Consider the following 15,474-nt stretch of genomic DNA (forward strand, 5'->3'; position numbering starts at 1 on the left):
GGATCGCTTGCCACGCCGAAGCCTATAGACGGTCCGGCGTGAAACATTTCTTCGCTTGGAGTTGTGAAACCGGGATTGCTCGCTCGTGAGCTTGCTCGTCAGCATGCTTCCTGCAGGCAAACATTGCGAATCGGAAGCGCATTGCTGCGATGAAACCGGTTCCTTCTGTTACAATCGCATGCAGTTTCCATCCTGCCTTTTTGGACGACGTGGACGCCCATCGCCGTGAAACTCCTCTTCACGGCGGGACGTTTCTTTCCACATGGCGGCGGTCGGTTCAACCAGCAACGGTTTGCCATCGACCTGTCTCGCCCGGTCGTCCGAACCCTTCCCGCCAAAAGAACATGATGTTGTTGCTTGCGAATTTTTTCGCACCTGCTCGACGTGCAGGTTTCAGATCCAGTCTGGTCTGCGTGGCAGTCGCCATGACTCCGTTGATCGCTGTCGGCGACGAAACCATTGCCGACGAAGACGTGATCCAGTTCAACCGAGACATCCGGCCGATCCTGTCGGAGAACTGTTATTTCTGTCACGGCCCCGACGAAGAAAATCGCCAAGCCGGTTTGCGGATGGACGTTCGCGAAGACGCCATCGATTACGCCGCGATCATTCCGGAGGACGTCGAAGGCAGTGAGTTGGTGGCTCGCATTGATCACGAAGATCCCGAGTTGTTGATGCCGCCGCCGGAATCGCACAAGTCGCTGACGGACAAACAAAAACAGTTGCTGAAGGATTGGATCCGGCAAGGTGCTCCGTACGAGGAACATTGGTCGTTCGCACCCATTCGGCGTCCGGAGGTTCCCGATCTGAGCCGCTTTGACGAAGCGTTCGACAATGAAGATGTCCATCCGATCGATGCGTTCATCCGCGCGGAACTGTTGTCGCACGGTCATGATCTGTCACCGCCGTCACGGTCCGATCGATTGCTACGCCGATTGCATTTGGACTTGGTCGGTTTGCCGCCGACCTGGCAGGACGTGGTGTCGTTCGAACGCCAAGTGGACGGACTTCGCGAGATTGATTCCGGACAGCCGGTCCCAATGGGTGACGTTTATGACTCGTTGGTCCAGAAGAAGATCGATGAGTTGCTTCGCAACCCCCATCACGGCGAGCGGATGGCTTCGTTCTGGTTGGACGTGGTGCGTTTCGCGGACACGGTGGGCTATCACGGCGACCAAACCCAACACATCTTTCCCTATCGAGATTGGGTGATCGATGCGTTTCAAAACAACATGCCGTTTGATGAGTTCACGATCAAACAGTTGGCAGGCGATTTGTTGCCCGATGCCAACGCGGATGATTTGATCGCGTCGGGATTCAACCGATTGAACATGATGACTCGCGAAGGCGGTGCTCAACCCGGTGAGTACTTGTCCAAGTATGCCACGGATCGTGTTCGCACGGTTGGAATGGCGTGGATGGGATTGACCACGGGATGCGCCGAATGTCACGACCACAAGTTTGATCCATTCACGGCGAAGGATTTCTATTCGCTGGGAGCCTTCTTTGCGGACATCGAACAATGGGGTGTGTACAGCAATTACGGCTACACGCCCAATCCAGACTTGCTGGGGTACAATAACAACTTCCCGTTTCCACCGGAGATCGAAGTCACCAGCGAAGCCTTGCTGAGAGAACAGGCTCAGGCTCGATTGGAATTGGTCGCTGTGGCCAAAGGTGACATCGCCGCTTTGGATTCTGCTAAGAAGGAAGAAGCCAACCAATGGTGGTCACAAACGGTGGCTTGGTTGAGCCAACATTTCGATGGGTGGCGACCCGAGCGGCTGACGAAGGTTGATTCGAAAGACAAAAAGGTTCGATTGTACGAATGGACGCTGAGCGAGGGAGGATCAAGCAACGAAGCCAGCGAAGCAGCCGTTGTTCGAAGCATCCAGGTCAATTTGGATGTGGCCGCGAATCAATCGCCGCAGAATGTTTCGGTTCAATTCTTCATCGAGAGTCCACCGGCTGAGCCCGCCAAGTCAGACGAACAAGCCGACAGCAAGGAAGCGAAGAAAGACGAACCCGCCGCGCCGACGCGTCGTGCGATCGCCGTCCAACAGGCACTCGCGAATCGTTGGTTGCCTTCGTTCTCCAGTACCGTCGCCCAAACGAATGTGGCTTCGACCTGGACGGTTCCTGCAACGGACGAAAATGGTCATGCGAAGAAGCAACGACCTCACCAGTTCATGATCGATCGATCGGCTCACGCGGATGATTTGAACCAAGCCGTGTTTGAGTTGAAGCAGCCTCTGTCGCTGAAGCTTAAGCCGGGCGAAAAATTTTTGGTGGAAATCAAAGGCCTGGCTGAATCGACGCAGGTTTCGATTGGCTCATCGCCCATGATTCGTTTGCGTCCCTTGGACACCGGCGAAGTCGAAACATTGCTGTCGTGTGAATCACTTGATGATTCGGCGGCTCTGCTGACGTGGAGTTTGTCCCACAGCGGCCAGGCTCGCGATGCGGGAGCGATTCAGCATTGGCGAAACGAATATGTTCGCTGTCGCGATGGCCGCACGTGGACAATGGTGACCCAGGCAACGGATCCGATGGAGATGCGGGTTCTTCCTCGTGGGAACTGGCAGGACAAATCGGGCGAAGTGGTTCAGCCATCGACACCGGAATTTCTTGGGAAGTTTGGTTTGGAATCGACCGAAGTCGACAACGCGTCTGCGAAACGATTGACGCGTTTGGATCTGGCTCGATGGATCGTTCATCCCGACAATCCGCTGACGGCTCGCGTCGTTGCCAACCGTTTGTGGAAGCAGTTTTTCGGAACCGGTTTGACCGCCGCCGTCGATGATTTGGGAGCTCAGGGCGATCCGCCGTCACACCCCGAGTTGCTGGATTACTTGGCGAGTGAATTGATCGAGTCGGGCTGGGACATGCAGCATTTGATTCGCTTGATTTTGACCAGCGACGTTTACCAACAAGACAGCCGCGTGCGGCCGGAGCTGGCGGAGTCGGATCCGAACAATCGTTGGTTGGCGTATCATCCGCCACGACGATTGGAAGCGGAGATCGTTCGCGACAACGCGTTGTCAATCGCCGGTTTGTTGAACCTGGAAATCGGTGGCCCGTCGGTCAAACCGTATCAACCGGGCGGTTACTACTCGAACTTGCAGTTCCCCAACCGAACGTATCGATCCACGGCGGGTGACGACCAGTACCGTCGCGGTTTGTACATGCATTGGCAGCGAACGTTCTTACATCCCATGTTGGCAAACTTTGACGCTCCCAGCCGCGAAGATTGTGTTGCCATTCGTGCCAACGCAAACACGCCGCAGCAAGCCCTGACTTTGCTGAACGATCCAACTTTCATCGAAGCCGCCAGCGAACTCGCGTGGAATTTGCTGGCGGAATCGGGCGACGACGAAAGTCGTTTGCATGAGATGGTGCATCGTTCGCTGCAGCGCGAAGCCACGTCGGAGGAGATCGAGCGATTGCTCACGTTCTTGAACGAGCAACGTCAGATCTTTTCGGCCGACGAGTCATTGGCCCATCAACTCACCAGCGTCGGTCAAGCGTCGCTTCGTCATGACGAAGCCTTGCCGGCAGAAAAACGATCCGAATGGGCGGCTTGGACCGCGACCGCTCGCATCGTTTTGAATTTGCACGAATCCATCACCCGTTATTGAACCAGTCGCACCTATGAACGCTTTGACCGATATCCAGCGTCGCAGTTTTTTAAAGCGTGGCACCTACAGTGTTGGGATGGCCGCGTTGGGATCGATGCTGGCGAAAGAAAGCCAGGCAAGTCAATCGACCAATCCGCAGCCCCATTTTCCGGGCACGGCCAAGACGGTCATTCACCTGTGCATGGCCGGTGGCCCCAGCCATTTGGAAACGCTCGATCCAAAACCGGAATTGGACAAGATCAACGACCAACCGTTTCCGGCGTCGATGACGGACGGCCAGCAGTTGGCTCAGTTGCAGGGAGCCAAATTGGTTGCCCGCGGCGCGTTCTGTAAGTTCAAAAAGTGGGGCGAGTCGGGGCTGGAAATCAGCGAACTGTTCCCGCACATTGGTTCCGTCGCGGACGATTTGTGCATCATCCGTTCGATGCACACCGAACAGATCAACCATGATCCGGCTCACGCCTTCATGAACACGGGGTCGATCCAAAAAGGACGTCCCAGCATGGGATCGTGGTTGCTGTACGGTCTTGGGGCCGAGACGGAATCGCTGCCCGGGTTCATCGTTTTCACCAGCCAAGGTCGCTACGGCGCTCAACCGGTTTCGGCTCGTCAGTGGAAAGCGGGCTTCCTGCCCAGTCGTTTCCAAGGCGTCCAGTTTCAATCCCGCGGCGATGCCGTGCACTACGTCCGACCGCCGGGCGGAATCAACGATGTGACTCAGAAAGCGACCATCGACGCGGTGAACGCTTTCAACCGCGATTTGCTGGCGGATCGTGGTGATGCCGAGATCGCAACGCGAATCAGCCAGTACGAGATGGCGTTCCGGATGCAAGCGTCGGTGCCTGAGTTGGCGGACATGTCGGACGAGTCCAAAGAGACGTTGGAACTTTACGGAGTGAAGCAACCAGGAGACGGTTCCTTCGCCAGCAATTGTTTGATGGCCCGACGTTTGGCAGAACGCGGCGTTCGATTCATTCAGCTTTATCACCGCGCCTGGGATCACCACGGCAGCTTGGAAGCCGGAATGAAGGACAGTGCGAAAGCCGTCGATCAAGCCTCCGCAGCCCTGATCCAAGACTTGAAACAACGCGGCATGTTGGATGAGACGCTCGTGATTTGGGGCGGCGAATTTGGTCGCACGCCCATGAAACAAGGCTCGGGGCGTGACCACCACATCAACGCGTTTTCATTGTTCATGGCGGGCGGTGGCATTCGTGGCGGAATGTCGTACGGCAACTCGGATGAATTGGGATATCGCTACTTGAAAGACGGCGAGGAGTGCCACGTTCGCGATTTGCACGCGACCATGTTGCATGCTTGCGGTTTGGATCACATGCGTTTGTCAGCGAAGTATCAAGGATTGGATGTGCGTTTGACGGGTGTTGAACCCGCGCGAGTTCTCAAGCCGATTTTGAAACATGCGTGACGCGATGATCGGGCGGCGATGTGTGCTCGCGGGAGTGGTTTGGGCTTGGGCGTTCATTTTGTCCTGTGCGTCACTTGTCGCCGACGAAGGCAACAACTTGCTGCAACGATTGGTCGGCGATGGAATTTCGCTGACCGAGACCACCAATGCTTCGATCGATCGTCCAACGTTTCTGGATGCGGACGGGAAACCGGTCGGGGATGCGGAAGTCGAGCAAGCGTTGAAGCAGGTCGCTCGCGCGGGAGGCGTGGCTCGGTTCGTCCGTGATTCCGTGGTGGCTCCCGTTGCCATCGAAATGGATTCGGTGCGGGATGATGCCGGGCAAAGGATCGGCCATGTCTTGAACGTCACGTTTGTGGTGCATGCGGCGCTCGATGTTGTGCGGGATTCGGATGCCCTGGATCAATTGATGGGCTTGCAAGAACCCGCGGCTGAGGATGCTGGCGAAGCCAAGACGCTGAGCGAAGACGAGTTAACGAAGGCGGGCGTGGCGTCGGCGATGGATGATGAAACGTCGGATGATGAAACCTATGGCCGAGTTCGATTTCCTTTGTTGGATCGCGTGCTGATTCAAGGAGTGATTCACGCGGAGTCGTTTCGGCGCATTGAAGGCAACGAGCAAGACCGCGTCACGATTGCTTGGCAATTGGATCCTCGTTTTGAGAACACCTGGAGTCCAATCAAGCGGGATGATTTGGGGCAGGAGGTGATCGGTGATGCCAAGGCTTATCAAGGCATCGGCGGCGTGATCGTCGCCACTCGGTTGCCGCCCGCAATCGCTCCGTCGGGCAAAGACGCGACGGTGGTGCAGGCTCGGTTGGTTATCCATGAACCGGAAGCCTGGTTTGGTGGACGCAATCAACTGCGAAGCAAGTTGCCGTTGTTGATTCAAGACCGCGTGCGAGATCTGCGGAAGAAGTTGGCGGAAGCAGACTGAGGCACCCGCGGCTGCGTTGGCCTTGCTGACGCAGCGGGGCGTGAAAGATGGTTTACCGCGTTGGCGTGAAACGCATGATGTGCCTCAAAGGTATTTGGCCAACTGGTCGCCTCGGGTGGCGCGGGCATCGACCTTGGCGGTGACATCGGGATCTTCGATCAACGGAGGTGCGTGGTGCGGTTTGACACGCGCGTCGATGACCAGAGGACCGCGGCAACCCCAGTGTTTGTCGATCACTTGCACATTCACACCGTCGATATCGATCGCGGGATTGCTTCGCGTGAACGTCAACCACAACCAATTGTTTAGCGTTGCACTGGCGAACTCCGAATCGTCACAGAGCGTGATCAGCGGAAGGTTGCTCAAAGAATCGCAGCCGGCCAACCGTTCGATTAACGCCGCGCGATCTTGGTGCGAATCGGGGCCGGTGAACTTCGGCCCTTGAATCGCCAGCACTCCGGGCATCACGACTTTGGGGTTTGAAAATCCATCGGGTAGCGCAAGGTTGCTTGGGACCTGTGTTGCGAGTTCTCGCGTGGGTGATCCGGTGGCCGCGATGACGACTTTGGATCCTTGGTTCAGGCCGGTGCCGCTGTAGTCCAAGGTGTCGATGGTGGTCTTCGTTTGAAAATGTAAATCGCGTCGCCAATCCGCTCGACGCAAGATGTGCTGCATGAACGCCGCGATGTCATGAATGCGAATCGAGTCGTCGGGATCATCGGTGATCCACAGGTACTTTGCCAACGAAAGCTGACCATTGCCGAGAATCGCATTGGCTTGCGTGAGCAACTCCTGCGGTTCTTTGGCTTTCAAATACGGCATGTACCGTTCGCTACCGATCGCCAGCAGCAACGGGTGCACGCCGGCGGCATCCACCGCATGAACGGCTTTCACACCGGGGATCACCGATGGGATGATCGGATCGGTCAGCTCGTGGATCAATTGTCCGAACGTGGTGTCTTCTTGCGGTGGACGACCCACGACCGTGAATGGCCAGATGGCGTCTTTGCGATGCCAAACTTTCTCGACCCGTAAAAATGGAAACGGGTGCTGAAGCGAGTAATAACCAAGGTGGTCGCCAAAGGGGCCTTCCGGCATCGTCGCGGTGGGATCGACTCGACCCACCAGCGCGAAATCGGCGTCGGCGTAGATCGGTGCGTGATCGTCGCGAATCATGCGGATGCGACGGCCAGCCAAAGCGCCGGCAAACGTCAGCTCGGTCAGGCCTTCGGGCAGCGGCATCACGGCGGCCAGCGTCATGGCGGGCGAACCGCCGACCGTGACGGTGACCGGCAAGTCTTCCCCGCGATCCATCGCGGCACGGTGATGGACGCCGATGCCGCGATGAATTTGATAATGCAACCCGATTTGGTTTTCAGGATCGTATTCGTTGCCAGACAGTTGGACTCGGTACATCCCGAGGTTGACTTTCATCAGGTTGTCAGGCGCCGTCGGATCTGACGAGAGGACTTGCGGCAACGTGACAAACGCACCGCCGTCATCCGGCCAAGATTTCAAACCGGGAAGTTCACTGAGACGACACGAGCGGGCTTGAACGGCGCCTCGCCGCGTCATTCGCGGCAGCATCGTCATCGCAGTCAGTGGGACGCCGGCGTAGCGGAATGGAGACTTTGGAACCGCGGAGGGATCCAACTTCACTTCGATCAGTCGCCGAACTTTTTGCAGTGTGTCGCGAAAGAGGTAGCGGGCTTGATCGAGCGACCCGAACAGGTTCGAGGCCATCGGAAAACGGCAACCACGCACGTTGGTGAACAGGATCGCGGGGCCACCGCGCAGGTAAACACGGCGCTGGATCTCCGCCATCTCTAAATTCGGATCGACCTCGTCGTCCACGGTGATCAAGCGACCACCGGCGCGAAGATCGTTCACGACGTCTCGGGTGCTGCGATGTTTCAACGAAGGTGCTCTCGACGTGATTGATTGAATTCGAAATCAACCCACGTGGAAACTCACCAAGCGATGTCGCTCCGATCGAGGAACATCGCGTCCGGCGGCAACGTGGGGCACTCGTTGTTGGACCGTAGAAAATGCCGTTTGACAACCGGCTTGGTCCGTGAAGCAATCGAGGCCGCGGGCTATTTGAATTCGTCTTCGAAGGCAGCGAAATCGTCACCGCCTTCGGCTGCGAATTCTCCACCGCCGAAATCGTCGCCAGCGGGTTCCGCCGCGAATTCGTCCTCGCCGACCATCTCGACCGCTTCGCCGTCTTCCATCATTTCCTCGGGGACCGCCGCCACAGCCGGCCGCGGTTTGCGGTTCTTGAAACCCACGATCACGACGGACAGGATCAGCGTGAGCAGGAAAACGACCCAGCAAATGAAATAGATCATGGAGGACAGGTCAGACGGCAAAAAGGAAGGGTCGCGGGACGAGTTGAGAAGCTCCCGCCTATCCTAATTGCCGTTCTGCAAGTCGGCAAATTTGCGGTTGGGGGCAGCCTGGCAGGCTGCGATACGAGTGCGCCTGCAGCCTGGCAGGCTGCAATACGGGGCGCTCAGCCGGGCAGGCTGCGATACAGGTTGTGCAGCCTGGTGGGCTGCGAAAAAGGTGCGTGTGCAGCCTTGTGGGCTGCGATACGGTGCACCGCGCAGGCCAGCAGGCTGCGTTGCCGGAGCAAGGCAGCCTGATGGGGTTTGTCACGGGGGCAGTCCTGGGAGCCGCCCAGAAGCTGCTCTGCGGCAGAGTCAAACGGGGCGGCGTCGGCGGTTTAGCGGACGTAGCTGAGACCGAAGTGGATGCCTTGGATGTAGAACGTGTCGTCTCGCATGGACGATGCCGGGCGAACGTTGTTGTTGTCGTTAATGTTGCGATCGAAGATCCCGGACACCTGAATCGCATCGGACATCGCGATGAGGTGGTACCCGATCGTGACGTCAAAGTTGTTGAAGCGGTGCCAGCCCAGGTTCACGTCCAATTCAGGAACCCATCCGAACGTGTCGCTGGTCGTCGTTCCTTGGTTCGTGTCCGCGTCGACGAACAGTCCGCCGTCCAGCGGAGTTTCCGGTGGTCCGGTGGTGGTGCTTCCTTGGCGTTCCGCGGTGCGGCTGACGTTGCCGAAGGCAGCCTTGGCCAACCAGTTGAAGCTCCAGCATCCTTCGCGGTAACGGCCCGCCAACCCAAACTGGGCTCCATGGAATTCGTTGACGGCTTCGAACGAGTCACGAATTGAGATGAAGTTGCCCGCGTCAGGACCCTCGGTCAACGTGGAGCTGCTGTTGATGCTCAGCCCTTCCGCCAAACGCATGTATTGATAGCCGTACAAGAAATCGAACGTGGTGCCCAATCCGCCTCGCCAATATTGACGAATGGAGATGTCCGCTCCGTGCACTTCGCTGTGGGCACTCACGCCGACGGCGCCGAAGCGTCCGTTGATCGTGCCGGTTCCGTTGGGAAAGACCAACACGTTGGAATCTTCCAAATCGGTGGCAACGTTGAAGAACGGAATGGCCAGCACGTCAAAGTTGCGTTGATCGGCTCCAAAGCTGTACGTCTCGTCGCCAGCCACCCAGCCTCGGAAGACAAGGCTGCGGCATTGATGATTGTCCAACCACAACCCCAGGGTCAATCGACCTCCGGCGGTGGCATCTTTCAGCACGGAGTCGTCTCCGGCCAGAACGGTTCCCGTATCGAGCGAGCCGGTGTCGGGCGATGTGTCGGTGGTGACCAAAGGCGGCAAACGATCGCCCTTGCGGAACATGATCATCAATTCCGCCGAACCGAACCAGCGATTGGGATCGACGCAGATCGCTCCGCATGGATCGCAGCTTGGGCCACACATGCCGTCGCAGCCTCCGTAGCCGCAACTGTCACAACCGATTGTTTCAAAGCCGCAACCGGCTTCGACACCGCAGCCACATGCCTCGATGCCGCAACCTTCCATGCCACAACCTGGACCAGAAAAGGACATCGCTCCCGGGCCCATCACGCTTTCGTTGAGGAACATGGGGTCCTCCATCACGGTGACGCTGCCTGAAGTCTTGCGAAGCACTCGGCCGCTGTGGCTGGGTTGAGATGGACGGATGATTTGGACGTTGCCCTGCGACGGGGCTGTGGTGACAACACCGGAACCAACGGTCATGCCTGAAACCGGACGAACCAGTTGCGGGGCCGTTGATCGAGGCGTCTCGTCCAATGCTCGCAATTGCAATCCGCCGGGGGCGTGCAATGGTTGCAAAGAGGTTTGGTCATCGACGGCGAGTGTCGAATCTTGCGGATCCACATCGTCGTGACCAACTTCGCTGATCTGAATGCGGCTCAGTTCGCTCGGTGCCAATGGATCATTGGACCAATCTGCCGTGCGAACGGATTCGCCTCCGTTGTTGCCCAATTGAGGTGATTGATAGGTTCCGCGATCTGGCTTTTTGGTGCGGACTTGTGCGTCCGCGTGACTGCTCGCCAAACAAGCCAGCAAGGCCACGCCGCTTTTGAAGGACCAACTTGACGCGAGCCGCTGGATCACGGATCGATGGGTTGCGGCCCGGTTCAGGCGACGGCAAATCAGGGAGCTCATGTTAGGTTCGCTTGTTTCAATCGTCGGGGGAATCGCGAAACGCTGGCGACGCGCGCTCCTGGCGGAACGACGCTGAAATTTCGCCATGTGAATCGGTATCGGATGTGACGACCGTGCCGGTTGAGCCGTTTTGGCAAACTTTGCGGGTTAGGCCGGCGATAACGATGGTGGATCGTGTGAGCGATATCCTTTGCTAGATCGCAGCGTGTTTCACCCATCGTTTCACGAGCGACTGCAGCAACGGGAGCAAGCTGTTCGTACCAGCAATGCAGGAACGGTTTGTCGTTCGCTTCACCGAGCGGGTAGGATGAAGTCGCATCGGGCAGCGATCGTCCCGCACGACGGTTGGCAACGCTGACCGAAATCAAATCGCTATCCGTGTCCATCTCCATCGAGGGAAGCTGATGACGAACCGAGCCGCTCTGCCAACGCAACGAGGATCATCGCTTCGCTGGAAATGTCGACCGCTGAATTCAGGCGTGCGGTGGTGCTTGTTTTTTTGCGGTCTGTGCCTGGGCGTGATTACACCTTCGGACGGTTCTCGGGTCGATGCGTGCACCGTGATGCGGTTGCGAATCAACGGGCAACTGGTCATTGCTCGCAATCACGATTGGCCGTTCGGCGAAGCACACGTGGTGACCAATCTGCGAGGGATCGAGAAAACTTCGCTGGCAACCGTGAAACCCGCGACATGGGTCTCCAAGTACGGCAGCGTTTCGTTTTGCCAATTCGGTCGCGAAATCCCGTTTGCTGGAATGAACGAAAAAGGGCTGACGGTGGATCTGCTGCGCCTTCCAGAGGCTGCTTTCCCCGACCCGAATGAGCTGTTGAACGATCCTGATTTGCACGCGGTCAACGCGATCCAGTGGGTGCAGTATCAATTGGACACGGCGGCGACGGTTGCGGAGGTGGTAACCAGTCTCTCGTCGATCGTTCCCACACCGATGCTGCCAATGGTCGAAAGGGTGCACTATTTCGTGACCGACCCCAGTGGTGATGTTGCCATCGTTGAGTTCATTGACGGCGAAGCGGTAATTCGTCACGGAGACGATTACCGAGACTCCGAGGGCGAGCCCAAAACGGCCGCTTGCGTGCTGGCCAATTCGTCATGGAAAGATTCCCAAGCGACTCACATCGACGATGGCAGTTTGCTGCGTTATCGCCGCGGGATGAAGCTGGTCGAGATGGCGGACTCGGCGAAGAAAGAAGTGGATCCGAAGGAGTTCGCCAAACGCTGTTTGATGAACGTGGCGCAAGGCCCGATGACGCAGTGGAATCTGATCTACTTCCCTGCGGAGCGGCAAATTCATTTTCGCACCCAGTCCGCCACTTCGGTGCGATGGATCGATTTGGACGACCTGCAGTTCGGTAATGATAGCACTCCGGTTGGGATCGATATCGACAACAACTTGGAGGGTGACGTGCGAGAACACCTGCGGCCCGTGTCGTCGGAAGATAACCAGCGGATTGTGAACCATGCGTTTGATCACTTTGTGACCCCCAGTCTGCCACAAATGATGATCAAGCAATTGTTGCTGGATTACCCCTCGAAGTTCTATCCACAGCCGGTCGCACCCTGAACTTGGGTGTGAATCGGACGTCGCTCGGTGGGCATCGCCGTCCAATTTGGCGTTCGATCGGACGTTTCACGGCGAGTTTCGTGAACAGCAACAAAGTTTCCGGGAAAATCTTTCGAGCCAACTGGAACGGCTAGGTGGAGGGGGTGCTGTGAATTGTGAAGATCGCGGACACGCAAGCGATCCAGAACGTTGCGTTCAGCCCCCTAGTTTTGACGTTGGTTGGAAGCTCCTGGGTGCTCATTTCGGTTCATGGGATCTTCATTGTGAGCTTCGCTGTTTCTTCATTTTGTGTCTGTAGAACGCCGCCCATCGAACGACGACGGTCCTTTGTTGAATTCTCTGACCGTCGCCATCTACCCACACAATCTGCTGGAAAAACGAATGACCCTCCTGACGACCCCTCGGTGTCGCCTGACCTCCTCCCGCCGCCCGGAAATCTCCCGATCGACCGCCGCTCGCAACGCATTCACATTGGTTGAGTTGTTGGTCGTGATCGCCATCATCGGCGTGCTTGTTGGTCTATTGCTGCCCGCCGTTCAGTCGGCTCGCGAAGCCGCTCGACGCATGCAGTGCAGCAACAACATGAAGCAAATCGGTCTCGGTTTGCATGTTTACCATGATACGTTTCGCGTGTTCCCCTACGGTTGGGATCAACGCGGGATGACTTGGAGCGGCCACATCCTGCCGCAAATCGAACAATCCGCTCTGTACCAAACCCTGATCTTTCAAGAGTCCGGTCTGGGCAACTGGGGAGCCGACGACGGCCCCAACGAAGAAGCCTGCGAAACGGTGATCCCAACCTATCGTTGTCCCAGCATGGCGCTGCCGTTACACATGGATTACAACGGTATTCCTCAGCGTGTTCCCGGTAGCTACCGCGGCGTGGCCGGAACGCTGGCGACGTCTGACGACACCAGCACCGCTCTGCCCGACACGATTTCGTTGGAGAGCTTGGATCAAGACGGGATTTTCTACGCCTGTAGCAAGACCAAGTTCCGCGACATTTTGGACGGAACATCCAACACAATCATGGTTGGTGAGAGCTACAACAATCCAAAGTTTGTCAAAGACGGGCAGGGGATGGATTACTGGTACATCGGTGCTCCTCAAACCGACCCGTGCCGATGTGACGGCGGAACCGGCGGGACGGAATTCTCCGAAGTGGCCGGTGTGACGATCACTCCCGTCAACGCCGTCATCCGTGCACCGTTGATGAGCGGTCGTCTGATGGAGCTTTCATTCGGAAGTTACCACATCGGTGGAGCCCACTTCTTGCGTTGCGACGGGTCGGTTTCGTTCTTGACCGAGTCGTTGGCGGAAGACGTCTACGACGCACTCGGTTCGCGCAACGGTGGCGAGATCATCGAAGAACTCTGATCGCGATTCACAGTCCCGTCAGATCGAATGTCTTGCTATTCACACTTTGAACAAGAAAACCATGTCAATGAAAAACATTCTGAACATGATCGCGGTGTTTTCGATCGCCGCGACCAGTGTCGTCTCCATGACTGGATGCGGCCCCAGCGCCCAAGCGGATTATGCATCCATCGGATTGGTTCCTATCACGGGAACGGTCACGTTGGACGGGCAACCTGTTGAAGGAGCCGTCGTGCAATTCGTCGCTCCTGACACGACCTTCGCCTATGGAACCACCGACTCCGAAGGCCACTATGAAATGAAATTCAATAGTGAAGTGATGGGCGTGCCCCCGGGGGAGAAAATCGTTCGCATCAGCACGACGGCTTCCACGGGCGAAGTGGATACCGAAGGCGCTGACGACGATGACGATGCGCCACGTCGCCGCAAAAAGAAAACGCGGGATCCGAACGAAAAGATCCCCGCCGCTTACAACGAAGATTCCCAGATCAAAGCTACTGTGTCCGCTGGACAAGTCGTCTATGACTTCGCATTGAAGTCCGACGGTTCTGCTCTCTAGCAGCAACGCATCGCGAAGGAATCCAGCAGCCGATGGGCGTTGGTTTCGGTGTTCTTCCAAGCACCGAGGTCAGCTCCCATCGGTTTTTTCGTGCGTTGTCGGCTTCAATCGATCAGTTGATCGTTTCGCTGGTGAACGAAATGCCGCCGAAAGGCACGATTCCGTAGATGCCTTCGGTGAAGACTTGACGCACGAAGTCGCCAAACACGGTGATCGGGCGGTCGGGCACGATGATCACGTCTCCGTCACGCACCCAAATCTCATCCGCGGGCGTCGGTCGTTTGCCTCGCACGGCACCGTTGAGATCCAGCATGGTGCTGATCATTCGCCAATCTTCGGCACGCCGGAACACGACGACCTGACGCAGGTTGCCTTCGGGTAAATGTCCGCCCGCCGCGGCGATGGCACCCAGAACCGTTGTGGGCGTGGTGACCTCTTGTCGACCAGGCGTTCCAACCCGTCCGAGAACGTACACGAAGTGAGGAGCTTGCTGAGTGAGAATCGGTTCGACCTCCAACCCAACGACAACCTCGGCGTAACGCAAATTCACTTCGCGTTTGAGTTGTTCCAGCGTGAACCCTTGCACGCTGACTTGTCCGATGCCTGGCAAACGCACGTGGCCATCGGGCATCACCGTGGTGGTGATGGCTTGCGCGGTGAAACCGCCCAATCCGCCCACCGCGGCACGGATGTCTTCCGCCAAGGTGTTGGTGCGAACGGGAGTCACGTCGATCGCGGGATCGTCGTAGAACGCCTTGTATTCTCGTTCCAACAAATCACGAAGCCCGGTCACGGTCAGCCCCGCGGCCTGCACTTGTCCCAGCAATCGCACGGTGATCGTTCCGTCGGGTTGGATCAGCAACCCGCTTTCCAGTGACCCGCGATCCAGGTCTTCGTCCGCGATGGATTCGATCGAAACCTGATCCCCCGGCATCAATCGATACTGCCCCGCATCTTGCCGACGTGTGACCAAATAGACCATTTGCAATTGGTCGCCCGGACGAACGTGATAGCGAGCCAAATGACGCAGGCGAGCCGGTCCCGTGTAGCCGCCCGGACCGTACTTGTCGAAGTCCATCGGCTTCATGTCTTGCCAGCGAGCTTCACTGCCGCAGGCGGTGTTGCAATCGACGCCCAACATGCATTTGGGGCAACCGTAGCCCTCGGCGGTCAAGACCATGTGCGTGCCGCAGGAACCGCAAGGGCCGCACGCGGCTTGCGAGCCGAATTGAGATGCAGCGACCGGCCGACCGCTGGTGACCGTTGCCGCCGAGTGCGTTTGCCCGGCCGATGTCAGCAACTCACCTGATTGCCACTGCGCGGACACATTCCCGGTGAGGCACGCAAACACCACCGGCAACATGGTAATGATGCTGCGAAGTTTGCGAATTCGGTTTGGAGCGTTGATGTTGCGATTTTGCATGGT

10 protein-coding genes are annotated in these 15,474 nt (G+C 57.4%); 6 read left to right on the forward strand and 4 right to left on the reverse strand.

The window, feature by feature from the left end; all coding sequences use genetic code 11:
- The first annotated feature begins 425 nt into the window (after positions 1-425).
- Genes LOC70_RS06215 through LOC70_RS06225 form a run of 3 tightly spaced genes read left to right on the forward strand, consistent with a single transcriptional unit; the run spans position 426 to position 6,001 of the window.
- On the forward strand, positions 426-3,638 hold the full coding sequence (locus LOC70_RS06215) for a PSD1 and planctomycete cytochrome C domain-containing protein (protein WP_230252568.1): 3,213 nt from the start codon (positions 426-428) through the stop codon (positions 3,636-3,638).
- Positions 3,639-3,651: 13 nt separating this feature from the next.
- Entirely contained in the window at positions 3,652-5,064 is a 1,413-nt protein-coding gene (locus LOC70_RS06220) for a DUF1501 domain-containing protein (RefSeq protein ID WP_230252569.1), read from the forward strand.
- Complete coding sequence (locus LOC70_RS06225) at positions 5,057-6,001, forward strand: hypothetical protein (protein ID WP_230252571.1); 945 nt, start codon at positions 5,057-5,059, stop codon at positions 5,999-6,001. The genes LOC70_RS06220 and LOC70_RS06225 overlap by 8 nt, the downstream gene beginning before the upstream one ends.
- Positions 6,002-6,085: 84 nt before the next feature.
- Here LOC70_RS06225 and LOC70_RS06230 read toward each other — a convergent pair whose 3' ends face one another.
- The 3 genes from LOC70_RS06230 to LOC70_RS06240 form a co-directional block, all read right to left on the reverse strand.
- Entirely contained in the window at positions 6,086-7,891 is a 1,806-nt protein-coding gene (locus tag LOC70_RS06230; RefSeq protein WP_230252572.1) for a UbiD family decarboxylase, read from the reverse strand.
- Between the two features lie 206 nt (positions 7,892-8,097).
- The gene (locus LOC70_RS06235; RefSeq protein WP_230252573.1) at positions 8,098-8,352 is read right to left on the reverse strand and encodes a hypothetical protein; all 255 of its coding nucleotides are present in this window, start codon (positions 8,350-8,352) and stop codon (positions 8,098-8,100) included.
- A 377-nt stretch (positions 8,353-8,729) separates the two neighbouring features.
- Positions 8,730-10,532: a BBP7 family outer membrane beta-barrel protein gene (locus LOC70_RS06240; RefSeq protein ID WP_230252574.1), complete on the reverse strand. Its 1,803-nt coding sequence runs from the start codon at positions 10,530-10,532 to the stop codon at positions 8,730-8,732.
- A 404-nt stretch (positions 10,533-10,936) separates the two neighbouring features.
- Between LOC70_RS06240 and LOC70_RS06245 the strand changes: the two genes are divergently transcribed.
- From LOC70_RS06245 to LOC70_RS06255, 3 genes are all read left to right on the forward strand, one after another.
- Positions 10,937-12,112, forward strand: a complete 1,176-nt coding sequence (locus LOC70_RS06245) for a linear amide C-N hydrolase (RefSeq protein WP_230252575.1) — start codon at positions 10,937-10,939, stop codon at positions 12,110-12,112.
- Positions 12,113-12,493: 381 nt separating this feature from the next.
- Entirely contained in the window at positions 12,494-13,489 is a 996-nt protein-coding gene (locus tag LOC70_RS06250) for a DUF1559 family PulG-like putative transporter (RefSeq protein WP_390889004.1), read from the forward strand.
- Positions 13,490-13,550: 61 nt separating this feature from the next.
- Complete coding sequence (locus LOC70_RS06255; protein WP_230252577.1) at positions 13,551-14,048, forward strand: carboxypeptidase-like regulatory domain-containing protein; 498 nt, start codon at positions 13,551-13,553, stop codon at positions 14,046-14,048.
- A 112-nt stretch (positions 14,049-14,160) separates the two neighbouring features.
- Here LOC70_RS06255 and LOC70_RS06260 read toward each other — a convergent pair whose 3' ends face one another.
- Entirely contained in the window at positions 14,161-15,471 is a 1,311-nt protein-coding gene (locus LOC70_RS06260) for a polysaccharide biosynthesis/export family protein (protein WP_230252579.1), read from the reverse strand.
- Between the last annotated feature and the right edge of the window lie 3 nt (positions 15,472-15,474).

Origin of the sequence: Rhodopirellula halodulae (genome assembly GCF_020966775.1) — a bacterium.
Taxonomy (GTDB): Bacteria; Planctomycetota; Planctomycetia; order Pirellulales; family Pirellulaceae; genus Rhodopirellula; species Rhodopirellula halodulae.